A 22552-nucleotide genomic window follows, 5' to 3' on the forward strand; every position below is an offset into this window, starting at 1 on the left:
GCCGCAAGGCGCTTTAATTCCAAATTAAAGTGACGCGGCCGCAGTTAGAAGCCCCAAGGCCTCCGGGAGCGCCATGACCACGGTTTCGATCGTCATACCGACGCTGACGCGGCCGGAGCCGCTGAGGCGCGCGCTCGAAAGCGCGCTGGCTCAGGGAGGCGTGGACGCGCAGGCGCTGGAGGTGGTGGTGGTGGACAACTCCGCCGCCGGCGACGCCCGCGCGCTGGTGGAGCGTTACGCCGCCAATCCCGGCGTCCGGGTGCGCTATGTGGCGGCGCCCCGGCCCGGCGTCGCCAACGCCCGCAACGCCGGCGTCGCCGCGGCGACGGGATACTGGATCGCCTTCCTCGACGACGATCAGGAGGCCTCGCCCCGCTGGCTGGCGAATCATCTCGCCGCCGCGATCGCCGCCAATGCGGATGCGAGCTTCGGCCCGGTGGAGGCCCGCGCGGAGGGCGGCGCGGAAATGGGTCCGTTCACGCCCTATTTCGAGCGCCGGATCGCCCGGCCCGACGGGGGCGACATCACGGATCTTTCCGCCTATCTCGGCACCAACAACTCCATGTTCCGCCGCGCCCGCTGCCTTGAGGGCGACGCGCCGTTCGACGTCACGCTCAACGAGAGCGGCGGCGAGGACAGCCTGCTGATCAAGCGCCTCAGGCTTTCCGGGCGGAAATTCGCCTGGGCGGCGCAGGCGAGCGTGATCGAGTGGACCCCGCCCCGCCGCCTGACCTGGGCCTATGTGCGCAAGCGCAAGTTCCTGAGCGGGCAGGTGCGCAGCTTCGTGCATCACATGCTGGAGCCGCCCCAGTGGGGGCACATCCTGCTCTGGATGGCGGTGGGCGTGGGCCAGGCGGCGGGCTTCGGCGCGCTGGCGCTGGTGTTGAAGCCCATCGACGCCGCGCGCTCGGAAAAGGCGCGGGCGACCGCCATGGGCGGGCTCGGCAAGGTGCTGTGGATGCGCCGCTTCCGGCCCGCGCTGTACGGATCGGGTCTGGTCTCATGACCACGCTCACCCGGCGGGCGGCGCTCGCGGGCGGCGCGGCGCTTAGCCTCGTCCCCGCGCTCGCCCGCGCCGGCGAGCGCGCCGATCTCGTCGTGCGCGACGACCTGCCGTGGCGGCCCATCAGCCCGCTCCTCTACGGCTCGAACGAGATCGGCGCCATGGAGGGCGGGCCGCTGTCGGCGGAGCTCGACCGCGCGGCCGGCGTCACGGCGCGCCGCCTCGGCGGCAACCTCATGACCACCTACGACTGGGCGACCAATGTCTCCAACGCCGGCAAGGACTGGCGCCACGCCAACCTGCCGTTCCTGCCCGACGCGCTGCGCATGGACGAGGCGGACCGCAGCCGTCCCGCCGCCGTGATCGACGTCATGCACCGCGCGTCGCTCGCCATGGGGGCGAAAAGCCTGGTGACGCTGCCGCTCGCGGGCTACGTGGCGGCGGACGGCGACGGCGACGTGCCCGAAAGCGAGGCCGCGCCCTCGCGCCGCTTCAAGCCGGTGCGCTGGGAGGGCCGCACGCCCGCCGACGCCGCCATCGACCCGTCCGTCTGCGACGCGCCCCATCTGCTCGCCCGGCTGAAGGAGGCCTATGGCGGGGCCGGCGACGCGGGCGGGATCTTCGCCTACGCCCTCGACAACGAGCCCGGCCTGTGGCCCGAGACCCACCCGCGCGTCGTGCGGGCGAAGCCGAGGATCGCGGAGCTGATCGCGCGCTCGGTCGCGGCGGCGAAGACCGTCAAGGCCATCGACCCGGACGCGCTGGTGTTCGGCCCCGCGAGCTGGGGCGCGACCGAGTTCGCCAGCTTCCAGAACGCGCCGGACTGGCGCGCCCACCGCCGGTTCGGCAGCTTCCTCGCCGCCTATCTCGACGCCTTCCGTCGCGCCTCCGAGGAGGCCGGCACGCGCCTGCTCGATGTGCTCGACGTGCACTGGTACCCCTATTCGGTGGCGGGGGAGCTTTTGGGCGCCGAGGACACCGCGCTCGCGCCGGCGCTTCTGGACGCGCCCCGCTCGCTCACCGAGCGCGGCTTCCGGGAGCGGAGCTGGGTCACCGACACGCTGCAGGTGAACGACGAGGACGACGACGCGGTGACGCTGCCGCTGCTGCCGAGCCTGCACCGGATCGCGGCGCGCTGGTTTCCGGGCACGAAGGTCGCGGTCACCGAATTCAACTATGGCGGCGGCCGGCTGACGGCCTCGGGGCTGGCGCTCGCCGACGCGCTCGGCCGATTCGGCGCGTCGGACGTGTTTCTCGCCTGCCACTGGGGCGCGCTCGGCGGATCGCTGGGCGAGGCCTACCGCCTTTACCGCGCCGGCGACGCGGCCGGGGCGGGCGGCTTCGGCGACCGGTCCTATGAGGTGCAGGGGACGACGCCGAGGCTGGCGGCCTACGCCGCAGGTTCAGGGGACGCGGGCCCGGCGCGGCTCGTCGCCGTCAACGGCGCGGAGGCGGCCGCCGAGATCACCCTGCGCTTCGCCTCCGGCCGTCCGAGGCGCGCCCGCGCCGTTCTCGGCTTCGACGCCGCCCAGACGGAGACCGGGCCCGTGGCGAACGCCACGCCCACGAGCGACGGCGCCGGCCTGTGGCGCATGACCCTGCCGCCCCGCTCCGCCCGCCGCTTCGCGTTCGATTGAGCGGGCCAGGCTCGGGCTGCCCGCGACCCGCGCTTTCGCGGGGCTGAAGTCGGGGGTCGGATCGCCCGCCGCCGCAGATTCCTAACGGGACGTCAGGCGTCGTCGTCGCGGTAGTAGGGCTCCACCGGCCCTTTCAGCTTCAGCGTCATGGGGTTGCCGAAACGGTCCTTGGCGCCGCCGGCGGCCACGCGGATCCAGCCCTCGGCCACCGAATACTCCTCCACATTGGTCTTCTCGACGCCCTTGAAGCGGATGCCGACGCCGCGCGTCAGCGCCGCCTCGTCGTAATGGGGGCTGTCCGGGTGCACGGACAGGCGATCCGGAGGGGTGTCGGTCATGGGCGAAGCTCCCGAGTGAAGGGGTCGAAACGGCCGCGGACCATATCGGCTCCGCGCTCCGAACGGAACGGCCATGCCGCGATGGCCCTGACGCCGCCTTTTTCCGGATTATATTGCGTTGCAGCATATTTCTTCGGCGGCGCAGCCGCCCCGACAGGAGGCCAAGCCATGTTCCGCTTCGGCGCGCCCGGTTTCGATCTGCCGAGTTTCGATCTGTGGTCCGACCGCTCCGCCGGCGCCGGGGGCGCGAGCGAAGACGCCGGCCTGACCGAGATGCGCGATTTCGGCGACAACCCGGGACGGCTGGCCATGAAGGCCTACGTTCCGAAGGGGTTGAAACCGGGCGCGCCGCTGGTCGTGGCGTTGCACGGCTGCACCCAGCTGGCCGGCGGCTACCAGTCGTCCGCGCGCTGGACCGCGCTCGCGGACGCTTACGGTTTCGCGCTGCTGTGCCCCGAGCAGCGGCGGTCGAACAATCCGAAGCTCTGCTTCTCGTGGTTCAGGCCGGACGACGTGACCCGCGGCAAGGGCGAGGCGGCCTCGATCCGCGCCATGATCGAGGCCCTGGCGACGACGCACGCCCTCGACCGCCGGCGCGTGTTCGTCACCGGCCTGTCGGCGGGCGGCGCCATGGCCTGCGCCCTGCTCGCGACCTATCCGGAGGTGTTCGCCGCCGGCTCCATCGTGGCGGGGCTGCCCTATGGCGCGGCCGGCGGCGTGGGCGAAGCCTTCGCCGCCATGGGCAAGGGCGTGGAGCGTTCGGCCTCCGACTGGGGGGACCGCGTGCGCGCCGCCTCCGGTCACGCCGGCCCATGGCCGCGGGTGATGATCTGGCAGGGCGAGGCGGACGAGACCGTGAACCCGGCCAACGCCGAGGCGCTGGTCCGGCAATGGACCGACCTGCACGCGTTGTCGCCCGCCAGCCTGCGCGAGGAGCGGCGCGGAAACGTGACCCGGCGGAGGTGGGGCGACGGCGCGGTGGAGGAGATCCGGATCGCCGGCATGGGCCACGGCGCGCCGCTCGACGGCGCCGAAGGCGAGGTCGCGGCGCCCTACATGCTCGACGTGGGCGTGTCGCAGGCGCTCGAGACCCTCGCGTTCTGGGGGCTGACGCGCCTTGAGGCGCTCCGGCGGCCGCGGGCCTCCCCCACGCCGAAACCCGCGCGGACGGCGCCTCCCGCCGCCCGGCCGACGAGCGGCGGGACGCGGCGCGCCATCAAGGCGGCCGTGACCAGGGCGCTCAGGGCCGTGGGCGTGATCCGCTAGGCGCCTGTCTGGACTGTGGCTTTTGGCGGCGTGCGCCGGACGGGCCGGATGTTCCGACGTCAGCCCGCGCGGCGCGCCTCCGGCGGGGACGCCCGGCGCTCCGCCTCCGCCTCCGTGCGCCGGAGCGGCGGCAGCGCGTCCATCACGCGGCTCGCGGGCAGGGTGACGATCACCTCGGTGCCCTCCCGCAGGGTGCTGTTCAGCGCGAAGCCGCCGCCGTGCAGATCCACGAGGCCCTTCACGATCGGCAGGCCGAGGCCCGCGCCCTGCTCGGCGGTCTTGATGGCGAGCGTGCCCTGGCCGAACGAGGCCAGCACCGTGGGGATCTCGTTTTCAGGGATGCCCGGCCCGGTGTCCGAGACGCTCAGGTACTGGCCGCCGGAGGCGGTCCATCCCACCTTGAGGGTGACGACGCCGCCCGGCGGCGTGAACTTGATGGCGTTCGACAGCAGGTTGAGCGTGATCTGCCGCAGCGCGCGCTCGTCGGCCCACAGCGGCGGCAGGCCGTGCTGGTAGAGTTCGCGGATGACCACGCCGCGGTTCTTGGCGCGGAGCTTCAGCAGGTGATGGCAGTCCTCCACCACATGAGCCAGCCTCACGCTCTCCTCGTGCATCTCGTAGCGCCCGGCCTCGATGCGCGAGAGGTCGAGAATCTCGTTGATCAGCTCCAGCAGGTGCTGCCCGCTCTGGTGGATGTCGCCGGCGTATTCCTTGTAGGTCGGCACCGCATGGGCGCCGAACACCTCCGCCTTCATCACCTCCGAGAAGCCGAGGATGGCGTTCAGCGGCGTGCGCAGCTCGTGGCTCATGGTGGCGAGGAAGCGGGACTTGGCGAGGTTCGCCTCCTCCGCCCGCCGGCGCGCCTCGTCGGAGTTGGCCTTGGCCTGCTCCAGCTCGCCGATCAGGGCGTCCTTCTCGGCGCGGAACTCCAGCGCCTCCAGCGTGTTGCGGTAGAGCTTGCGGCTCAGCAGCAGGAAGTAGATCTCCGCCGCCACCGTCATGGCGACCACGGCCTTGGCGCCGGGGCCGTCCTCGAAGGCGTAGGCGCCGGACACCATGCCGGCGATGGGCAGCGTCGCGGCGACCACCGCGGCCGGCGCGCTCGCGGTCAGCATGGCGGCGATGGCGACGCCCACCAGCATCACGAACAGCGCCATGACCGAGGACGCCTCGTGCTGGCCGGCGAGCGCGAAGGCGATCACGCCCCAGGCGAGCGCGTTCAGCGCCTCGGCCGTCGCGAACCGCCCGCTCCAGCGGCGGGCGTCGGCGTCCTCTTCTCCGTGGCGCAGGAAGCGGCGGGCGGCCGCATACACCAGAGTTTGGCCTGCAAGCGCCCCGGCGAGCCAGGCCCCGGCCACCGCCAGCGGGGTCCAGAGCGTGGTGGCCGCCGCGATGAGGACCGCGAGCGTCGCCACCGCCGGCGCGGCGGATGCGCGGTTGAGCGCATAGCTGCGCAGCAGTTCGTGGTCGAAGGCGTGGCGGGAGCCGGAGGTGGAGGTCAGGCGCTCGCGCTCGGAGCGCACCTTGGCGGCGACCGAGCGGCGCCGGTCCGGCGTCCGTTCGGCCGGTTGTCCGTCCGGGCCGGTTCCGGCCGGAAGATCCAACATGTCCACCTGCGTCACCCGCCCCGCACGGCGTCTTCACCAGCGGCGACCATGGGACGGAAAGGCTTAAGACGGTGCTGACGGGACCGCTCGATTGCGCCGCTTCGGACGCGGAGCGCCTCGCGACGCTGCTGGCGGAGATCCGCGCCTGCCGCATCTGCCGCGACCGGCCGCTCCGGCGCCCGCTGCCGCACGAGCCCCGGCCGGTGGCGCGGGCGTCGGTTTCGGCGCGGCTTGCGGTCTGCGGCCAGGCGCCGGGAACGCGGGTTCATGCGAGCGGCGTGCCGTTCAGCGATCCGTCCGGCGTGCGGCTCCGGCGCTGGATGGGCGTGACCGACGACGAGTTCTACGACGAGACGCGCGTCGCCGTGCTGCCCATGGGTTTCTGCTTTCCCGGGCAGGACGCCCGCGGCGCGGACCTGCCTCCGAGACGGGAATGCGCGCCGGCCTGGCGGGCGAGGCTGTTCGAGGCGCTGCCGAAGGTGGAGATGCTGCTCGCCATCGGCCGGCCGGCGCAGCTCTGGCATCTTGGCCCGGACGCCGGCGCGTCGCTCACGGAGGCGGTGGCGGACTGGCGGCGGATTCTGGATCGTCCGGTCCGTCCGCGCGTGCTGCCGCTGCCGCATCCGTCGTGGCGCAACAACGCCTGGCTCAGGCGCAATCCGTGGTTCGAGGCCGAGCTGGAGCCTGCGCTTCGCGCCCTGACGCGCGAGATGCTGGATTCGTGATCGCGCCCGCGCAGGGCGGAACGTTATCCTGCGTGACAACGCTTGAGAGGGGCGCGCTTCAAGACGCGCAACCAAGGAGAGCACACATGAAGTCCATCGTCGCCGCCGCGCTCGCCGCGACCGTCGCCCTGGCTCCGCTCGCAGCCGTAGCGGCGCCCAAAGACGACATGACCCGCGAGCAGCGGATCGAAAAGCGCGCCGAGATGCTGACCAAGCGTTTCGAAAGGCTCGACGCCGACAAGGACGGCGCACTGAGCCGCGAGGAGGCGCAGGCCGTGCGCGCCAAGATGTTCGATCGCATCGACGCCAACAAGGACGGCGCGATCGACAAGGCCGAGATCGAGGCCCACGCCGAGGCCATGAAAAAGCGCGCCGAGGAGAAGGGCCGCAAGGGCAAGGGCGGCGACCGGGCGGTGAAGATGTTCGACCGCATGGACAAGGACAAGGACGGCAAGATCACCCGCGAGGAGTTCATGGCCCGCTCCGCGCCCTGGTTCGACCGCGCCGACGCGGACAAGGACGGCAAGGTGTCCAAGGACGAGATGGCGGCGTTCGTCGCCAAGATGAAGGAGCGCGGCGCCAAAGGCGGCAAGCATGACGACCATGGCGACCACGACCACGCCCACGACAAGAAGGGCGGCGACCACAAGCACGCCGACGACGGCGCGGATGACGGCGCGGACGAGGACGCCAACTGATCCGGCGGCGGGGGCGCGGACATGACGGCGCTCGCGTCCGCGCGGCCGCCCCGCGCCGCCGCCGCGGCGCCGGGCCTCGCGTCCGTGGTGGATCTGCGGCCGGCCCCGGACATGGAGCCTGACGACGACGCCCTGATGGCGCGGGCGGGCGGAGGCGACCAGCGCGCCTTCGCCCGGCTCGTGGCCCGCCATGGGCCCCGCGCCCAGGCGGTGGCGCACCGCTTCACCGGCTCGGCGGCCGAGGCGGAGGACATCGTGCAGGAGGCGTTCTGGCGGGTGTGGCGGTCCGCCGACCGCTGGGCGCCGGGCGGCGCGCGGTTCTCCACCTGGCTGCACCGGGTGGTGGTGAATCTTTGCGTCGACCACGACCGGCGCAAGCGCATCCGCCGGTTCCTGCCCTTCGCCGACCTTTTCGATCCGCCCGCCGACGATCCCGGTCCGGCGCGGGAGGCGGAGGCCAGGGGGGAGATCGCCGCGGTGCGCGCCGACATTCTGGCGCTGCCCGCCCGCCAGCGCGCCGCGCTGCTGCTGGCGGCGGACGGCGAGCGGTCCAACGCCGAGATCGCCGCCACGCTGGGCGCCAGCGAGAAGGCGGTGGAATCCATGCTCGTCCGGGCCCGGCGCACGCTGCGCGCCCGGCAGGCGGCGCGCGAGGAGAGCGCGAGATGACGACCCGTGACGCGATGACATGCGAGGCCTTCGATGCGGCGCTTCACGCCCGCGGCGCGGATCTCTCCCGCTGGCCGGCGGCGGAGGCCCAGGCCGCGGAGCGGCTGCTTGAGGCGTCGGCTGAGGCGCGGGCGCGGTTCGCGGCCGCGCGGCGGCTGGACGACGCGGTGGCGCAGGCGGCGGAGGCCGCCCCGGCGCCCGGCCTCGCCCTCCGGCTCAACGCCGCGCTCGACGACCGCCGCCGGGCGCGGGAGCGCTGGCTCGCGGACAGCCCCGGCCGGTTCGGCCTCGCCGGCGCCGGCTTCGGCGCGGCGGCGGTGGCGGTCGGACTGTGGCTCGGCGCCGTGGTCGGCCCGGTGGACGCCGCGACGCCCGACTTCAGCGCCGCCTTCGAAGTCTCGCTGATCGACGGGGGGCTGTGATGGCGCGGCCCCGCTGGCTCTATGCGGCGCTCGCCCTGTCGGTGACGGTCAATCTGGTCGGCGCGGGGTTCCTGATGGCCCATGACCGGCCGAGGCCCGGCCGCACCGTGGACGGGGCCATCGCCTTCGTCGCCGGGCGCTACCCGGACGCGGTGGGCGACGCCATCCGCGGCCGGCTCGAGCAGCGGCGGGCCGAGCTCGGCGCGGCGCTGGCCGAGATGCAGGGCGCCCGCAAGGCGTCCCGCGCCGCCATGGCCGCCGATCCGGTGGATCCCGCCGTGGTGGCGGAGGCGTTCCGCGTCGCCCGCGCCAAGGCCGACGCGTTCCAGAGCGTGCTGCACGGCGCGATCGCGGACGCCATGCCCGACGTGCCGGCGGAGGAGCGGGCCAAGGTGATCAAGAACGACCGGGACTGAACGGTCAGACGCCGGGCCCCGCGGCCGCGATGGCTTCAGCGTCCCGGCCTTTCAGCGGCGCGAGCGAGCCGCCTTCCGCGGCGGCCGCCGCCGACAGCGCCGACAGGATGCGGGTCAGCAGACCCGGCCCCTCGAAGGCGAGCGCGCTGTAAAGCTCCACCAGCGTGGCGCCGGCCCGGATCTTCGCCACCGCGTCCTCGCCCGAGGCGATCCCGCCGACGCCCACCAGCGGCAGCCGGTCGCCGACCCGCAGCCGCGTCTCCGCCAGCATCCAGGTGGCGCGGCGGAACAGCGGCGCGCCGCTGAGGCCGCCGCTCTCGGCTCTGGCCGCGCCCTTCAGATGCGGCGGGCGGGCGAGCGTGGTGTTGGAGACCACCAGCCCGTCGAGCCCGCGGGCCTCCGCCACCGCGACCACGTCGTCGAGGCCGGCGAGGTCGAGATCGGGCGCGATCTTCAGCAGCACCGGGCGGCGCGGCATGCCGCCCGCCGTGGCGGCGTCGCGGGCGTCGAGCGCGCGGGCGGCGAGGTCGTCCAGCGCCGCCTTGGCCTGCAGGTCGCGCAGGCCCGGCGTGTTGGGCGAGGACACGTTGATGACGAAGAAGGCGGCGTGGGCCGCGAAGGTCGAGATGCCTTGGGCGTAGTCCGCCGCGCGGTCGGCGGCGTCCTTGTTGGCGCCCACGTTCACGGCCACCAGCCCCGGCCGTCCCGCGCGGCGCGTCAGCCGCTCGAGCGCGGCGGCGTGGCCGTCGTTGTTGAAGCCCATGCGGTTGATGACGCCGCGGTTCTCGGGCAGCCGGAACACCCGGGGGCGGGGATTGCCCGCCTGGGGGCGCGGCGTGACCGAACCGATCTCCACGAAGCCGAAGCCGAGGCCGAGCATGGCGTCCGGCACGCGGGCGTCCTTGTCGAAGCCGGCGGCGAGGCCGACGGGGTTCGGAAAGTCGAGCCCGAAGGCGCGGGTGGCGAGGCGCGGGTCGGGCGCAGGCGCGCGCGGCGGCGGCGCCATCTCCAGCGCCTTCAGGGTGGCGAGATGGGCGGTCTCGGCGTCAAGAACGGAGAGCGCGCCGCGGATCAGCGGCCAGAACGGCTGGATCACGGGGCGTCTCCGGCGGAAAAGTCTGAGGGGAAGACATGCGCGCCGTCCGGCCCGAGCGGCAGCGGCGCGGTCCAGCGCACGGCGGTCAGCGGAAGCGGGGCGTAGAGGTGCGGGAACAGCGCGCCTCCGCGGGAGGGCTCCCAGCGCAGCGCCTCGCCCAGCGCCCCCGCCTCGATCGCGACCAGCAGCAGGTTCGTCCGTCCGGCGAAATGCTTCGCGGCGGTCTCCGCCGCCTGGGGGGCGGTGGAGAAGTGGATGTAGCCGTCGCTCAGGTCCACCGGCGCGCCATCGAAGCGGCCGGCGCGCTCGGCCTCCGACCAGGCGTCCGCATCCACGATCTTGTAGATCAGCGTCGAGCCCATCCGATCCTTCGTCCGTTCGTCGAGCGGCGTTGCGCGGAACGCATGCCTAATCGCCGCGTTTCTGGCATGTGGCCCGCAAGCCGGCTTACGTGTCCGGAGCGTCCGGGGCAAGAGCCGGCGAGCTGACGGCCTCAAGCCCATGGACAAAACCGCCATGAGGTACTAATTCCTAATTGGGCGCTTTCCTCGCCCTCCGGATAGCGGGAGACATGGGATGCTCGGCCACGGACAGATCTGGTCCGCGATCGATGCGCTGGCGGCCAGGAACGGCCTGTCGGCGTCCGGGCTCGCGCGCAAGGCGGGGCTCGACCCGACGACGTTCAACCGCTCCAAGCGCGTGGCGGCGGACGGACGGCCCCGCTGGCCCTCGACGGAGTCGCTCGCCAAGGCGCTGGACGCCACCGCGACCGACCTCGACAGCTTCATGACCATCCTGACCGACGGCGCTCCCCGCCGCCAGAAGCACATTCCGCTGATCGGCCTCGCGCAGGCCGGCGAGGGCGGCTATTTCGACGACGCCGGCCTGCCCACGGGGCAGGGCTGGGACGAGATCGAGTTTCCGGACGTGGACGGCGAAAGCGTCTACGCGCTGGAAATCCAGGGCGACAGCATGGAGCCGGTGTTCCGCGACGGCGACGTGGTGCTGGTGACGCCGGGGGCCGCCGTGCGGCGCGGCGACCGGGTGGTGGTGCGCACCACCGAGGGCGAGGTGCTGGCCAAGGAGCTCGCCCGCAGCACCGCCAAGCATGTGGAGCTGCGCTCGCTCAACCCGGCGCACCCCGACCGCTCCATTCCCACCGCCCATGTGGCGTGGATGGCGCGCATCGTCTGGGCCAGCCAGTAGCGGCGCTCATCCCGCCGCCGCTTCGCGCTCGGCGATCAGCCTCTCCAGCGCCTCCAGCCGGTCGGCCTCGCCCGGCGGCTTGTCCCAGCGGATGCGGGCCACGCGCGGAAACCGCATGGCGACGCCGGACTTGTGCCGGGCCGAACGGGCGATGCCCTCGAAGGCGATCTCCAGCACGAGGCCGACGGTCTCCGTGTGCGCCACCTCGCGCACCGGGCCGAAGCGGTTGACGGTGTTCTTGCGCACGAAGCGGTCGAGCTGGGCCAACTCCTCGTCGGTGAAGCCGAAATAGGCCTTGCCGACGGGGGTGAGCCGCGGCCCCTCCGCGTCCTCGGTCCAGACTCCGAAGGTGTAGTCCGAATAGAACGACGAGCGCTTGCCGTGGCCGCGCTGGGCGTACATCAGCACCGCGTCCACGGTCATGGGGTCGTGCTTCCACTTGAACCACAGGCCCTTGGGGCGACCGACCACGTAAGGGCTGTCGCGCCGCTTCACCATCAGGCCCTCCACCGCGGCGGCGTCCGCGCCGGCGCCGGCGGCGGCCGGGTCGAGCCGCGCCGCGGCGAGCCCGTCCCAGTCCCCGAAGGCGACCAGCGGCGACAGGTCCATGCGCGGGCTGGCCTGGCGGACCACGAACGCCTCCAGCCTGCGGCGACGCTCCGCGAAGGGCAGCTCGCGCAGGTCCTCGCCGTTCTCCGCCAGCAGGTCGTAGACGCGGATGTGGGCCGGGAACTCGGCGGTGAGCTTCGGAGTGACGCTTTTGCGGTTCAGCCGCTGCTGCAGCACGTTGAAGCTCTGCACCCGGCCGTCGCGCAGGATCAGCAGCTCCCCGTCCACCGCGCCGTCGAAGGTCAGCGCCTCGATCAGGTCGGGGAAGGCGGCGGAGACGTCCTCGCCCGAGCGGCTCCACAGCCGCGCCACGTGGCGGCCGTCGCCGTCGCGGCCGGCGGAGGCCTGCACCCGGATGCCGTCCCATTTCCATTCGGCGACGAACGCGGCGGGATCGAAGGCGCGGAAATCGGCGTCCTCCAGCGGGTGGGCCAGCATGGGCGGGCGGAACGGCGCCGGGTCGGTGGCGGCGGGGCGGGGGCCGGTTCCTTCCGCCCAGGCGAACAGCGCCTCATAGGGCGGCGCGAGGCCGGGCCAGACCTGCTCCACGTCGTCCGGCGTCGCATGGTCGCCCAGCGCCGCCACCGCGGTCTTGGCGAGCCGGGCGGAGGCGCCGATGCGCAGCGAGCCGGTGATGAGCTTGAGCAGGGCCCAGCGGCCGGTCTCGTCCAGCGCGTCGAGCCACAGCGCCAGCCGCTTGGGCAGGTCGAGCTTGGCGGCGCCCGCCAGCCCCTCGACGATCTCCGACAGCGGCGGCGTCCGGTTGGCGCGCTGGTCGCCGGGCCACATCAGGGCGACGGTCTCGGCCAGATCGCCCACATAGTCGTAGGACAGGCCGAACAGCACCGGGTCGGCGCGCTCGGCGATCAGGCCGCGGATCAGCCCGGCCTTGGCGTGGCGGAAGGTCAGCGCCCCGGTCAGCGCCGCCAGCGCGTAGCCGCGCTCGGGGTCCGGCGCGGCGCGGAAATACTCCGTCATCAGCCGCAGCTTGGCGTTGCGGCGCGGCTCGTAGGACAGGCGGTCGAGCAGGAAGGCGAAGCGGTTCATGCGGGCCCTTGAAGCCTGCGGGGCGATCGACGCGCCGCAGGCTTCAACATGGGGCGCAGGGCCCCCGGCGGAAGGGCCGCCTCAGGCCGCCTTCTTCTGCTCGGCCGCCTTCTGGGCCTCGTAGTAGTAGTTGGCCTTCTTGCCGAACACGACCGAGCGCAGCAGGCGGCGCATGCGCTCGCTGCGGCGCAGAGGCTCCAGCGCCGAGCGCATGGCGGTGTAGGCGGCCACCTTCAGCCCGTCGAGCGCCGGCTTCCGGCCGGGCGCGGCCTGGGGGAAGCCCTTCTCCCGCAGCCAGGCGTTCATGAAGATCAGCTTGTTCTGCCGCACCACCGCCTTGGAGCGCCAGGTGATGGCCATGGAGATGGAGTAGTCGTCGCCGGTGCGGACCCAGTGGGGGACCTGATAGGGCACGAACACACCCTGTCCCGGCTTCAGGTCGTAGACGGTGGCGCGCTCCTCGAAACGGGGCTCGTAGGGCAGGTTGCGGTGCTTGGAGGGCGCGCTCTCCAGCGCCTCCTCGGACACCAGCGACCGGTCCTCGTTGTCGAACAGGTGGAAGAACTTCGGCCCGCGCAGCTGCACGAAGAAATTGTCTTCGTTGTCGCAGTGGAACGGCGTCACGGAATTGGCCGAGGACACGAAGATGTAGCCTTCGATGTCCCTGAAGTTGGCGCTGTCGAGGCTGTCGAAGCCGAACTGCCTGGCGATCGAGCCCAGCGCCTGCTCCAGCATGGCCTTGTACTCCGGCACGCTCTCCACGCGCTTCAGCACGATCCAGGCCCCGGCGGACTCGATCTTGGCCACCACCTCTTCCGGCGGCAGGTCGACCAGCGGCGTGGTCTCGGGCTTCTGGTTCGGCTGCAGCTTGCCGGAATTGTATTCGATCCGGTCCTTCTCGAGCTGCTTCGTCAGCTCGATCAGGCGCGGAAGCTGCAGCAGCGGGTGGCCGGCGAGGTCGTGCTCGATGGGGAAGTGGCGGAGAGGATAGCGCGTGGCGATGTCGGTCGCGGAGGCGCGAAGCGTAGCGGTCATCGTGAGGTTCCCTTCACGCGGTGGTACAGCTTGCGGAGCGCGACATGGGCCTGGTCGCGGAGACGTTCGGCGCGCACGGCCGCGGCGAGATGGATCGTCGCGGGGCCCGGCCGTGTGGCGACCACCCAGTCGGCGACGACGAGACGCTCGCGCCAGATGTGGTCGATCATGGGATGGTTGGCGACCGAGGTGCTGTCCACGGAGCGGATCTCCGGGTCCTCGATCATGCGTCGGGTCAGCTCGAGGGTGAGCTGAACGCCGGGGGAGCAGCGGGCGAAGCCCTCGTCATAGGCCACCTTGTAGAACCAGGCGCGGCCGCCGCTGATCAGGATCAGGCCGCAGGCGATGGTCCGCTCGCCGACGCGCAGCTCCAGCACCCGCGCGCCGCCGGTCAGGGCCCGCGCCAGCAGCATCTCCCGCACGAAGGCGAGCTGCTCCGGGTTGTCGCGCAGCGCGCTGCGGCGCTCGCCCTTCCAGCCGGAGGCCTCCAGCTCCACGAAGCGGTCGAAGGCGTCGGCGGCGTCCGCGCCGCGGCTTTCGACGTAGCTCGCCGGGGCCTCGTCGGACAGGCGGCGGAACTGGCGGCGCAGCTCCTTCAGCTTCTTCGCCGACAGCGACTGGGTGAGATAGGCCTCGGCGGTCAGCTCCGTCTCCAGCAGCGCCCGGGCGTGGTGGTCGACGCGCGCCATGGCGCGTCCCGAGGTCGCGAGCGTCGAGCGGAGGGCGGCGGCGGTGGGGCCCCCCTCCGGCAGGAAGCGGAACTGGAACAGGCGATGGCCGGAGGCCGCGAGGCCCCGGAACAGGGCGTCCGCCGCCTCGACCGGGCGGTCGCGGTCCAGCAGCGGCAGCCCGAGCGCGCCGAAGAAGCCCCAGTGGGTCGAGCTCCACAGCGTGAAGGGCGCCGGCGCGAGCCGGGGCTCCACGGCGGCGAGCGCCACCAGACGGTGGTCGCCATGTTCGTCCGCAGCCCAGGCGGCGACGAAGCGGGTCTTGGACAGGGGCCCGCAGCGGCGCATGGCGGCGAGCGCGAAGTCCGGCTCGCAGAACGGGTTCGGCTCCAGCGACCGCGCCACCAGCGCGCGCCATTCAGGCAGCCGCGCCTCCATGCCGTCGGCGTCGAGCAGCTCCACCAGCGGCGCGTCGTCGTCGGCCGCGGGTAGGGCGCCGGCGCCGCCGAGGCCGGCCCCGAAGGGCAGCGCCACCGCGTCGGTCACGGCGTCGCTGGTCAGATGCTCCGGCCGGGGCGCGCCGCCGGGACCGCGGCCCCAGGGCAGCGCGCCGAGGCCGAGCCGGCGGCGGGTGACGATGAACAGGATGACGGATTCGATCGTCAGCGTGGCGGAGGTCGCCATGGCGGCGCCCATGACGCCGAAGTGCGGGATCAGCGCGAAGGCGAGGCAGAGATTCAGAAGGAAAGCGCCGCCATAGACCGCCGCGCAGATGTTCTGCTGGCCGAGCATGTTCAGCAGGCGCTCCAGCGGGCCGACGGTGGCGCGGGCGAGCAGGCCGATCGCGATCACGAACAGCAGCGGATAGCCCTCGGTGAAGGCCGCGCCGAACAGCCACAGGATCGGCCAGCCGAGCGCGAGCAGCGCCGCGCAGCCGAACAGCGAGGGCCAGAAGGTCCAGCGCGCGGCGTCGCGCACCATCTTCTCCAGCCGTTCGCGGTCGCCGGTGACGGAATATTCCGTGAAGCGGTGCGCCACCGCCGCCGAGACCGAGAACGACACGAAGGCGACCAGCGACATCACCTTCACCGCCGCGTAGTAGACGCCCACATGGTGCGGCTCCACGAACACCGACAGCACCAGCACGTCGGTGTAGGCCAGCAGCAGGTAGAAGCCCTCCACCATGAAGATCGGCAGCGACACCTTCATCCAGCCGGACATGTCGTAGGCGCGGGGGCCGGCGGGCGCCTTGCGGGCGAGCCGGCGCTCCAGCATCACGAGCTGGGCGATGGCGGTGAGCCAGGTGGCGATGATGGTGGCCGCCATGGCGGTGACGGCCGTCGCCTCGTAGTGGGCGTAGCTCAGGATTCCGAGCAGCAGCAGGATCAGCAGCGGCCGCACCAGATAGGCGGGGGCCAGCGCCACGTCGATCCAGTTGTAGGAGCGCGCGATGCCGTCCTGCACGTCGGTCAGCACGTACATGGGCACGCAGATCAGCGCCAGATAGAGCGGCACCACCGCCCAGTTGGCGAGATGGTCGCCGAACAGCCACAGGCCCAGCAGCCCGATGGCGGTGACCGTGGTCGCGAACAGGATCGACAGCAGCCGGCTGCCGAGCAGGAAGCCGCGCAGCAGCGCCAGGCGGCCGGCGTCGGCGTATTCGGGAATGAAGCGCTGGGGCGAGGAGGCGAGGCCGAGGCTGGTGACGCCGCCGAGCAGCAGCACCCAGGTCCAGACATAGACGTAGACGCCGTACTCGTTCTCGCCCATCCAGCGCGCCAGCAGGATCTGCGACGCGAAGGCGATGCCGGCGTTGCCGACCCGGAACAGGAACGCGCCGCCGGCCACCTTCTGGGCCACGGCGGTGTCGGAGCGGTCGGCCAGCAGCTTTTTCAGCCGGGCCGAGACGTGCGCCGCCGCCGACCCCGCGGCCTGGGGCCGGGCGGACGACGCCTGATCAAAAGGCGCGCTGGCGTCAGTCGGCATCTTGGTCATGTCCCATCCTGTCGGATCGGGGATGTAACCTGCGCGCCTTTAAAGATGGGTTCGGGAAGATCGTAAATGAAGAATGGCGTCGATCACAGCATTTCGACGTCGTTCGTCGCGCCGCGCAAACGCGAAGCGCGCGGCGCCGGAGCCGAACGCTCCAACGCCGCGCGCTTTGATCCGCTTCCCATCGCCGCCGGCTGTACGGCGGCGACTACGGTCAGCTCAGGAAGCCGGTGAGCCAGAGGATCAGGATGATCGGGATCGGAATGCCGATCAGCCACAACAGTCCGCCCTTAAGCATCGAGATCGCCTCCCAATCGTTGTCGTTCAGCATGGAAACGATGGGGAATAGGACCTGGTTCCGCCCGCTCGACGAAAGACGCCGGTTCAGCCCGCGCCCAGAGCCGCCGAGACGATCTCCTTCGCCTCCGCCTGGATGCGCTGCAGGTGGGCCTCGTCGATGAAGCTCTCGGCATAGATCTTGTAGACGTTCTCCGTGCCGGACGGCCGGGCGGCGAACCAGCCGTTCTCGGTGGTCACCTTGACGCCGCCGAAGGCTGCGCCGTTGCCGGGGGCGTGGGTCAGCCGGTCAAGGATCGGCTCGCCGGCCAGCGTGTCGCCGGGGATCTGGTCGGCGGAAAGCTTCTTCAGCACCGCCTTCTGCTCGGGCGTCGCCGCCGCGTCCACGCGGGCGTAGATCGGCGCGCCGATCTCGGCGGTCAGGTCGGCGTAGAGTTCGCCGGGGTCCTTGCCCGTCACCGCCGTCATTTCGGCGGCGAGCAGCGCGGGGATGACGCCGTCCTTGTCCGTGGTCCAGACCTCGCCGGTCTTGCGCAGGAAGCTCGCGCCGGCGCTCTCCTCGCCCACGAAGCCGAGATCGCCCGCGATCAGCCCGTCCACGAACCATTTGAAGCCGACCGGCACCTCCATGACGCTGAGGCCGAGCTTCGCCGCCACCCGGTCCACGCTGGAGCTCGACACGATGGTCTTGCCGATGGCGGGCGTCCCCTTCCAGCCCGGCCGGTGCCTGTAGAGATAGGCGATGGAGGCGGTGAGGTAGTGGTTCGGGTTCATCAGCCCGGCGGTGGGGGTGACGATGCCGTGGCGGTCGGCGTCCGGGTCGTTGGCGAAGGCGATGTCGAACCGGTCCTTCAGCCCGATCAGCGGCGCCATGGCCCAGGGCGAGGAGCAGTCCATGCGCAGCTTGCCGTCCCAGTCCGCGGTCATGAAGCGGAAGGTGGGGTCCACCGCCGTGTTCAGCACCGTGAGGTCGAGCCCGTAGCGCTCGGCGATCGGCGCCCAGTAGGGCAGGCCGGCGCCGCCGAGCGGATCGACGCCGATGCGCAGGCCGGACGACCGGATCGCCTCCAGGTCGAGCACGTTTTCGAGATCGGCCACGTAAGGCGTGGTGAAGTCGTAGCGGCGCACGTTCGGCGCCTTCATCGCCCGCTGCAGCGGGATCCGTTTCACGTCCCTGAGGCCGTCCTCGATCAGGGCGTTGGCGGTCTTCTCCATCCAGCCGGTGACGTCGGTGTCCGCCGGGCCGCCGTTCGGCGGGTTGTACTTGAAGCCGCCGTCCTCGGCGGGGTTGTGCGACGGCGTGATGGCGATGCCGTCCGCGAAGCCGCCCGTCCGGCCCCGGTTGTAGGTGAGGATGGCGTGGCTGATGACCGGGGTCGGCGTGTAGCCGAGCTTGTCGTCGATCACCAGCTCGACGCCGTTGGCGGCGAACACCTCCACCGCGGTGGCGAAGGCGGCCTCCGACAGCGCGTGGGTGTCCTTGCCGAGAAACAGCGGTCCGTCGATTCCCGCCTTGGCGCGGTAGAGGCAGATCGCCTGCGCGATGGCGAGGATGTGGGTCTCGGTGAAGACGGAGTCGAAGGCGGTGCCGCGATGGCCCGAGGTGCCGAAGGCGACGCGCTGCGCCGGGACCGACATGTCCGGGCGGCTGGTGAAATACTCGGTCAGCAGCCGGGGAATGTTCGTCAGGCGCGAAGGATCGGCCAGCTTGCCTGCGAACTCGCTCACGTCAGCCATGAAACTCTCCGGTTGAACCCGCAATCGCCGGGAATGAGGCGCGCGGAGTATAGCGCGCGATCCGTGCCGGTCAGCCATTGCGCTGCGGTATGATGACGGTCAGCGCTCCAGCACCAGCCGGTCGCGGGTGGATTCCATCCGCTTCAGCCGGCTGAGGAAGCTCATGCCGAGCAGGTTGCCGTCCATGGCGCCGGGGGCGAGCACCACGGCCGGGACGTTCGTCACGCTGATGGAGCCGATGCGGATTTCGGGCGCCGTCACCTGCCGCGCGCCGACCGATCCGTTGGCGGTCGCGACCGGGAGGTCGAAGCGGTCGCCGCCGGAGATCAGACCCAGGTCGCGGCCGGTCTCGTAGGAGAACGCGACCACGGTGGCGCCGGTGTCCACCAGCATGGGCGCGCGCCGGCCGCCGATCATGGCCTCGGTGCGGAAATGGCCGTCCGGCCCTGCGAGAAGAGTGACCGTGCGGCCGGCGTCCGGGGAGGGCTTCAGCGTCTTGGCCGCGAGGGCGGGCGGCGCCTCGCGCTCGACCGCGCGCTGCAGCAGCTGCGGCGCGAGCGCAGCCGCGCCGATGACGGCCGCGGCGACGACCACAAGCGTCTTCAGCACCTTCGCCCCGCCTCCTGCGCCCCGTTCGCCGCGCAGCATGGCGCCCGTCGGGTGACGGCGGCGTTAAGGCCCGGCGCTCCGCCGTGCGCCGTCGCGCGGCATGGTGAACGCCGCGTCACCATGGTTCGGGAGGGAGGCCGGGGCCGGCGCGCGAGCGGCCCCGGCCCCGGCAGGGTCAGACGGCGTCGATCAGCCCGCGCCTCTCCAGCTCCGCGATCACCCGGTCGGCGAGCTCGTCCACCGAGGCGTCCGTGGTCGGAAGAACCAGCTCCGCCGCCTGCGGCGCCTCGTAGGGCGAGGACACGCCGGTGAAGTTCGGGATCTCGCCGGCGAGCGCCCGCTTGTAGAGCCCCTTCGGGTCGCGGGCGATGCAGGTTTCGAGCGGCGTGTCCACGAACGCCTCGATGAACTCGCCGGCGCCCACCAGGTCGCGCACCATGCGGCGCTCGGATTCGAACGGCGAGATGAACGAGCACAGCGCGATCACGCCGGCGTCTGTGAACAGCTTGGCCACCTCGCCGATGCGGCGCACGTTCTCCACCCGGTCGGCGTCGGTGAAGCCGAGGTCCTTGTTCAGGCCGAAGCGCACGTTGTCGCCGTCGAGCAGCATGGTGTGCTGCCCCCGCGCCGCGAGCTTCGCCTCGACGAGGTTCGCGATGGTGGACTTGCCCGACGCCGACAGGCCCGTGAACCACACGATGGCCGGCTTCTGGTTCTTCAGCCGCGCCCGCGCCGCCCGGTCCACGGCGGAGGCGTGGCGGTGGATGTTGGTGGCGCGGCGCAGCCCATGCTGCACCATGCCGGCGCCGGCGGTGGCGTTGGTCTCGCGGTCGATGACGATGAAGGCGCCGGTCTCGCGGTTGTCCGCGTAAGGGTCGAAGGCGATGGGCGCGCCGGTCTCCACATTGACCTCGGCGATCTCGTTGAGGCCGAGCGTCCGGGCGGCGAGCTTCTCCAGCGTGTTGACGTCGATCTTGTGCTTGAGCGAGGTCACCGTCGCCGGGACGGTGCGGGTCGCGAGCTTGATCAGGTAGGAGCGGCCGGGCAGCAGGCGCTCGTCCTGCATCCAGATCAGCCGGGCGGCGAACTGGTTGGAGACTTCCGGGCGCTCGGCGGGCCGCGCCAGCAGGTCGCCGCGGGCGATGTCCACCTCGTCCTCGAGCGTCAGCGTCACGCTGTCGCCGGCGGAGGCGGAGGCGAGATCCCCGTCCATGGTGACGATGCGCGCCACCCGGCTGGTCTTGCCGGAGGCGGCCACCACCACTTCGTCGCCGGGGCGCACCGTGCCGCTGGCGATGGTGCCGGCGAAGCCGCGGAAGTCGAGGTTCGGCCGGTTCACCCACTGCACGGGGAAGCGGAACGGCTTCGCCTCCAGATCCGTCTCCACGTCGATCTCTTCGAGATGGGCGAGCAGGGTCGGGCCTTTGTGCCAGGCGAGGCGGGGGGAGGGGGCGGTGACGTTGTCGCCGTCGCGGGCGGACAGCGGGATCGGCGTGATGGTCTCGAAGCCGAGCGGGGCGGCGAAGGCGCGGTACTCCGCCTCGATCTCCCGGAAACGGCTTTCCGAGTAGTCCACCAGATCGATCTTGTTCACCGCCAGCGCCACGTGGCGGATGCCGAGCAGCGAGCAGATGAAGCTGTGGCGCTTGGTCTGGGTCAGCACGCCCTTGCGGGCGTCGATCAGGATGACGGCGAGGTCGGCGTTGGAGGCGCCGGTGGCCATGTTGCGGGTGTACTGCTCGTGGCCGGGGGTGTCGGCCACGATGAAGGTGCGCTTCGCGGTGGCGAAGTAGCGGTAGGCCACGTCGATGGTGATGCCCTGCTCGCGCTCGGCCTCCAGCCCGTCCACCAGCAGGGCGAGGTCGATGGCCTCGCCGGTGGTGCCGTGCTTGCGGCTGTCCTTCTCGAGCGCGGCGAGCTGGTCGTCGAACACCAGCTTGGTGTCGTAGAGCAGGCGGCCGATCAGGGTCGACTTGCCGTCGTCCACGGAGCCGCAGGTGAGGAAGCGCAGCAGCGTCTTCTCGGCGGCGGCGCCGGCCAGTTCCGCTGTGGTCAGGGGCGCGTGCATCAGAAGTACCCCTCGCGTTTCTTCTTCTCCATGGAGCCGGCCTCGTCGCTGTCGATCAGGCGGCCCTGGCGTTCGGAGGTGGTGGAGGCCAGCATCTCCGAGATGATGTCGTCCAGCGTCTCGGCGTCGCTGTCGATGGCGCCGGTCAGCGGGTAGCAGCCGAGCGTGCGGAAGCGCACCCGGCGCAGCTCCGGGACTTCGCCCGGAAGGAGCGGCAGCCGCTCGTCGTCGCGCATGATCAGCGCGCCGTCGCGGCGCAGCACCGGGCGGTCCTTTGCGAAGTAGAGCGGCACCACGGGGATGTTCTCCGCCGCCACGTACTGCCACACGTCGAGTTCGGTCCAGTTCGACAGCGGGAAGACGCGGATCGACTCGCCGGCCTTCACGCGGGTGTTGTAGAGCCGCCAGAGCTCCGGGCGCTGGTTGCGCGGATCCCAGCCGTGGTTCGCCGTGCGGAAGGAGAACACGCGCTCCTTGGCGCGGCTCTTCTCCTCGTCGCGCCGGGCGCCGCCGAAGGCCGCGTCGAAACCGTATTTGTCGAGCGCCTGCCGCAGTCCCTCGGTCTTCATCACCTGGGTGTGGACGCTGGAGCCTGAGGCCACCGGCGACACGCCGCGGCGCACGCCGTCCTCGTTCACATGCACGATCAGGTCGAGGCCGAGCCGCTTCGCGGTCTCGTCGCGGAACTGGATCATCTCCCGGAACTTCCAGGTGGTGTCCACATGGAGCAGCGGGAACGGCGGCTTGGCCGGATAGAACGCCTTCATCGCCAGATGCAGCATCACCGAGGAGTCCTTGCCGATCGAATAGAGCATGACCGGATTGCGGAACTCGGAGGCGACCTCGCGGATGATCTGGATCGACTCCGCCTCAAGGCGGCGGAGATGGGTCAACAGACCGTTGGACATGATGTTCGTCCATATTCAACGAGATACTATTGTTATATCTCGTGAGTTACAGTCCGGAGGCGATAAACCTTTTGCGGTCCCGCCGCAAGGGCGGCCTGCGCGCGCCTGGCGCCGGTTCAGAGCCGGCGGACGTGAAAAGCCCGTTTCGTGGGCGCGCCTCATCTTGCGGCGCCCGCGCGGCGGCCCCATACTCTGAGTCGTCGTCAACGAACCGAAAGGAGGTGATCCAGTGTCTCATCATCATGATCAGCGCTCGGAGAGCGCCGCGACCTGCATCCCTGCTTCGGCTGGACTGCGCGCCTGATTTCAGGGGGTCGCGGTCTCAGTGACCGCGCTGGGTGATGGGAAGGGCCGTCCGTGAGGGCGGCCCTTCTGTTTTTTCAGGATGCGCCTCCGGGGTTTCACGAGCGGTGACGCGCGCCTTCAGCGGCGCTACATGTGGCGAAACAGGAGCGGCCGCGAGAAGCCGCCCCGAAAAGCCGTCGAGGGAGACGCTCGC

Annotated in this window: 21 protein-coding genes; 10 read left to right on the forward strand and 11 right to left on the reverse strand. The window is 71.7% G+C overall.

Annotated elements, in window-relative coordinates:
* Nucleotides 1–73 precede the first annotated feature (73 nt).
* Together PKE85_RS14020 and PKE85_RS14025 are read left to right on the forward strand one after the other, a co-directional pair.
* Nucleotides 74–1006, forward strand: a complete 933-nt coding sequence (locus tag PKE85_RS14020) for a glycosyltransferase family 2 protein (RefSeq protein ID WP_271205384.1) — start codon at nucleotides 74–76, stop codon at nucleotides 1004–1006.
* Nucleotides 1003–2640: a glycoside hydrolase family 44 protein gene (locus PKE85_RS14025; protein WP_271205385.1), complete on the forward strand. Its 1638-nt coding sequence runs from the start codon at nucleotides 1003–1005 to the stop codon at nucleotides 2638–2640. Before PKE85_RS14020 ends, PKE85_RS14025 begins: the two co-directional genes overlap by 4 nt.
* A 92-nt stretch (nucleotides 2641–2732) precedes the next feature.
* Here PKE85_RS14025 and PKE85_RS14030 read toward each other — a convergent pair whose 3' ends face one another.
* A complete protein-coding gene (locus PKE85_RS14030; protein WP_271205386.1) occupies nucleotides 2733–2978 on the reverse strand; it encodes a DUF3297 family protein in 246 nt (81 codons plus the stop codon).
* A gap of 168 nt (nucleotides 2979–3146) precedes the next feature.
* On the opposite strand from PKE85_RS14030, the gene PKE85_RS14035 reads away from it, so the two are divergent.
* The gene (locus PKE85_RS14035) at nucleotides 3147–4244 is read left to right on the forward strand and encodes an extracellular catalytic domain type 1 short-chain-length polyhydroxyalkanoate depolymerase (RefSeq protein WP_271205387.1); all 1098 of its coding nucleotides are present in this window, start codon (nucleotides 3147–3149) and stop codon (nucleotides 4242–4244) included.
* Nucleotides 4245–4303: 59 nt separating this feature from the next.
* On the opposite strand, the gene PKE85_RS14040 is transcribed toward PKE85_RS14035, so the two are convergent.
* The gene (locus tag PKE85_RS14040) at nucleotides 4304–5851 is read right to left on the reverse strand and encodes a sensor histidine kinase (RefSeq protein WP_271205388.1); all 1548 of its coding nucleotides are present in this window, start codon (nucleotides 5849–5851) and stop codon (nucleotides 4304–4306) included.
* A 71-nt stretch (nucleotides 5852–5922) separates the two neighbouring features.
* On the opposite strand from PKE85_RS14040, the gene PKE85_RS14045 reads away from it, so the two are divergent.
* From PKE85_RS14045 to PKE85_RS14065, 5 genes are all read left to right on the forward strand, one after another.
* Nucleotides 5923–6576 carry a uracil-DNA glycosylase family protein gene (locus PKE85_RS14045; protein WP_271205389.1) on the forward strand — a complete coding sequence of 218 codons (654 nt, stop codon included), beginning with the start codon at nucleotides 5923–5925 and terminating at the stop codon, nucleotides 6574–6576.
* A gap of 86 nt (nucleotides 6577–6662) precedes the next feature.
* Nucleotides 6663–7274 (forward strand): EF-hand domain-containing protein, encoded by a 612-nt coding sequence (locus PKE85_RS14050; RefSeq protein ID WP_271205390.1) that lies wholly within the window; start codon nucleotides 6663–6665, stop codon nucleotides 7272–7274.
* A 21-nt stretch (nucleotides 7275–7295) separates the two neighbouring features.
* Entirely contained in the window at nucleotides 7296–7943 is a 648-nt protein-coding gene (locus PKE85_RS14055) for a sigma-70 family RNA polymerase sigma factor (RefSeq protein WP_271205391.1), read from the forward strand.
* The gene (locus tag PKE85_RS14060) at nucleotides 7940–8365 is read left to right on the forward strand and encodes a hypothetical protein (RefSeq protein ID WP_271205392.1); all 426 of its coding nucleotides are present in this window, start codon (nucleotides 7940–7942) and stop codon (nucleotides 8363–8365) included. Before PKE85_RS14055 ends, PKE85_RS14060 begins: the two co-directional genes overlap by 4 nt.
* Nucleotides 8365–8781 (forward strand): periplasmic heavy metal sensor, encoded by a 417-nt coding sequence (locus PKE85_RS14065; RefSeq protein WP_271205393.1) that lies wholly within the window; start codon nucleotides 8365–8367, stop codon nucleotides 8779–8781. Before PKE85_RS14060 ends, PKE85_RS14065 begins: the two co-directional genes overlap by 1 nt.
* Nucleotides 8782–8785: 4 nt before the next feature.
* On the opposite strand, the gene PKE85_RS14070 is transcribed toward PKE85_RS14065, so the two are convergent.
* Nucleotides 8786–9877 carry a quinone-dependent dihydroorotate dehydrogenase gene (locus PKE85_RS14070; protein ID WP_271205394.1) on the reverse strand — a complete coding sequence of 364 codons (1092 nt, stop codon included), beginning with the start codon at nucleotides 9875–9877 and terminating at the stop codon, nucleotides 8786–8788.
* Nucleotides 9874–10239 (reverse strand): DUF952 domain-containing protein, encoded by a 366-nt coding sequence (locus PKE85_RS14075; protein WP_271205395.1) that lies wholly within the window; start codon nucleotides 10237–10239, stop codon nucleotides 9874–9876. The genes PKE85_RS14070 and PKE85_RS14075 overlap by 4 nt, the downstream gene beginning before the upstream one ends.
* A 214-nt stretch (nucleotides 10240–10453) precedes the next feature.
* On the opposite strand from PKE85_RS14075, the gene PKE85_RS14080 reads away from it, so the two are divergent.
* The gene (locus PKE85_RS14080) at nucleotides 10454–11083 is read left to right on the forward strand and encodes a S24 family peptidase (RefSeq protein WP_271205396.1); all 630 of its coding nucleotides are present in this window, start codon (nucleotides 10454–10456) and stop codon (nucleotides 11081–11083) included.
* A 6-nt stretch (nucleotides 11084–11089) separates the two neighbouring features.
* Here the strand turns inward: PKE85_RS14080 and PKE85_RS14085 are convergent, their stop codons facing one another.
* From PKE85_RS14085 to PKE85_RS14095, 3 genes are all read right to left on the reverse strand, one after another.
* Nucleotides 11090–12739 (reverse strand): cisplatin damage response ATP-dependent DNA ligase, encoded by a 1650-nt coding sequence (locus PKE85_RS14085; protein ID WP_271205397.1) that lies wholly within the window; start codon nucleotides 12737–12739, stop codon nucleotides 11090–11092.
* 81 nt (nucleotides 12740–12820) lie between these two features.
* On the reverse strand, nucleotides 12821–13774 hold the full coding sequence (locus PKE85_RS14090) for a cupin-like domain-containing protein (RefSeq protein ID WP_271205398.1): 954 nt from the start codon (nucleotides 13772–13774) through the stop codon (nucleotides 12821–12823).
* Entirely contained in the window at nucleotides 13771–16437 is a 2667-nt protein-coding gene (locus tag PKE85_RS14095) for a GNAT family N-acetyltransferase (protein WP_271205399.1), read from the reverse strand. The genes PKE85_RS14090 and PKE85_RS14095 overlap by 4 nt, the downstream gene beginning before the upstream one ends.
* A gap of 66 nt (nucleotides 16438–16503) precedes the next feature.
* On the opposite strand from PKE85_RS14095, the gene PKE85_RS14100 reads away from it, so the two are divergent.
* Nucleotides 16504–16668 carry a hypothetical protein gene (locus PKE85_RS14100; protein WP_271205400.1) on the forward strand — a complete coding sequence of 55 codons (165 nt, stop codon included), beginning with the start codon at nucleotides 16504–16506 and terminating at the stop codon, nucleotides 16666–16668.
* A gap of 150 nt (nucleotides 16669–16818) precedes the next feature.
* Here PKE85_RS14100 and pgm read toward each other — a convergent pair whose 3' ends face one another.
* The 4 genes from pgm to cysD form a co-directional block, all read right to left on the reverse strand.
* Nucleotides 16819–18468 (reverse strand): phosphoglucomutase (alpha-D-glucose-1,6-bisphosphate-dependent), encoded by a 1650-nt coding sequence (pgm, locus tag PKE85_RS14105; RefSeq protein WP_271205401.1) that lies wholly within the window; start codon nucleotides 18466–18468, stop codon nucleotides 16819–16821.
* A 99-nt stretch (nucleotides 18469–18567) separates the two neighbouring features.
* Entirely contained in the window at nucleotides 18568–19077 is a 510-nt protein-coding gene (locus PKE85_RS14110) for a retropepsin-like aspartic protease family protein (RefSeq protein WP_271205402.1), read from the reverse strand.
* Between the two features lie 175 nt (nucleotides 19078–19252).
* The gene (gene cysN, locus PKE85_RS14115) at nucleotides 19253–21145 is read right to left on the reverse strand and encodes a sulfate adenylyltransferase subunit CysN (protein WP_271205403.1); all 1893 of its coding nucleotides are present in this window, start codon (nucleotides 21143–21145) and stop codon (nucleotides 19253–19255) included.
* Nucleotides 21145–22053 (reverse strand): sulfate adenylyltransferase subunit CysD, encoded by a 909-nt coding sequence (gene cysD / locus PKE85_RS14120; protein ID WP_271205404.1) that lies wholly within the window; start codon nucleotides 22051–22053, stop codon nucleotides 21145–21147. Before cysD ends, cysN begins: the two co-directional genes overlap by 1 nt.
* Between the last annotated feature and the right edge of the window lie 499 nt (nucleotides 22054–22552).

Origin of the sequence: Methylopila jiangsuensis, assembly GCF_027922305.1 — a bacterium.
In the GTDB taxonomy this organism is placed as follows: domain Bacteria; phylum Pseudomonadota; class Alphaproteobacteria; order Rhizobiales; family Methylopilaceae; genus Methylopila; species Methylopila jiangsuensis.

Excerpts from the sequence above, each read along its gene's own strand:
- PKE85_RS14020 (WP_271205384.1), top strand. The coding sequence starts at position 74 with ATGACCACGGTTTCGATCGTCATACCGACGCTGACGCGGCCGGAGCCG.
- PKE85_RS14025 (WP_271205385.1), top strand. The coding sequence starts at position 1,003 with ATGACCACGCTCACCCGGCGGGCGGCGCTCGCGGGCGGCGCGGCGCTT.
- PKE85_RS14030 (WP_271205386.1), bottom strand. The coding sequence starts at position 2,978 with ATGACCGACACCCCTCCGGATCGCCTGTCCGTGCACCCGGACAGCCCC.
- PKE85_RS14035 (WP_271205387.1), top strand. The coding sequence starts at position 3,147 with ATGTTCCGCTTCGGCGCGCCCGGTTTCGATCTGCCGAGTTTCGATCTG.
- PKE85_RS14040 (WP_271205388.1), bottom strand. The coding sequence starts at position 5,851 with ATGTTGGATCTTCCGGCCGGAACCGGCCCGGACGGACAACCGGCCGAA.
- PKE85_RS14050 (WP_271205390.1), top strand. The coding sequence starts at position 6,663 with ATGAAGTCCATCGTCGCCGCCGCGCTCGCCGCGACCGTCGCCCTGGCT.
- PKE85_RS14055 (WP_271205391.1), top strand. The coding sequence starts at position 7,296 with ATGACGGCGCTCGCGTCCGCGCGGCCGCCCCGCGCCGCCGCCGCGGCG.
- PKE85_RS14060 (WP_271205392.1), top strand. The coding sequence starts at position 7,940 with ATGACGACCCGTGACGCGATGACATGCGAGGCCTTCGATGCGGCGCTT.
- PKE85_RS14065 (WP_271205393.1), top strand. The coding sequence starts at position 8,365 with ATGGCGCGGCCCCGCTGGCTCTATGCGGCGCTCGCCCTGTCGGTGACG.
- PKE85_RS14075 (WP_271205395.1), bottom strand. The coding sequence starts at position 10,239 with ATGGGCTCGACGCTGATCTACAAGATCGTGGATGCGGACGCCTGGTCG.
- PKE85_RS14080 (WP_271205396.1), top strand. The coding sequence starts at position 10,454 with ATGCTCGGCCACGGACAGATCTGGTCCGCGATCGATGCGCTGGCGGCC.
- PKE85_RS14085 (WP_271205397.1), bottom strand. The coding sequence starts at position 12,739 with ATGAACCGCTTCGCCTTCCTGCTCGACCGCCTGTCCTACGAGCCGCGC.
- PKE85_RS14090 (WP_271205398.1), bottom strand. The coding sequence starts at position 13,774 with ATGACCGCTACGCTTCGCGCCTCCGCGACCGACATCGCCACGCGCTAT.
- PKE85_RS14095 (WP_271205399.1), bottom strand. The coding sequence starts at position 16,437 with ATGACCAAGATGCCGACTGACGCCAGCGCGCCTTTTGATCAGGCGTCG.
- PKE85_RS14100 (WP_271205400.1), top strand. The coding sequence starts at position 16,504 with ATGAAGAATGGCGTCGATCACAGCATTTCGACGTCGTTCGTCGCGCCG.
- pgm (WP_271205401.1), bottom strand. The coding sequence starts at position 18,468 with ATGGCTGACGTGAGCGAGTTCGCAGGCAAGCTGGCCGATCCTTCGCGC.
- cysN (WP_271205403.1), bottom strand. The coding sequence starts at position 21,145 with ATGCACGCGCCCCTGACCACAGCGGAACTGGCCGGCGCCGCCGCCGAG.
- cysD (WP_271205404.1), bottom strand. The coding sequence starts at position 22,053 with ATGTCCAACGGTCTGTTGACCCATCTCCGCCGCCTTGAGGCGGAGTCG.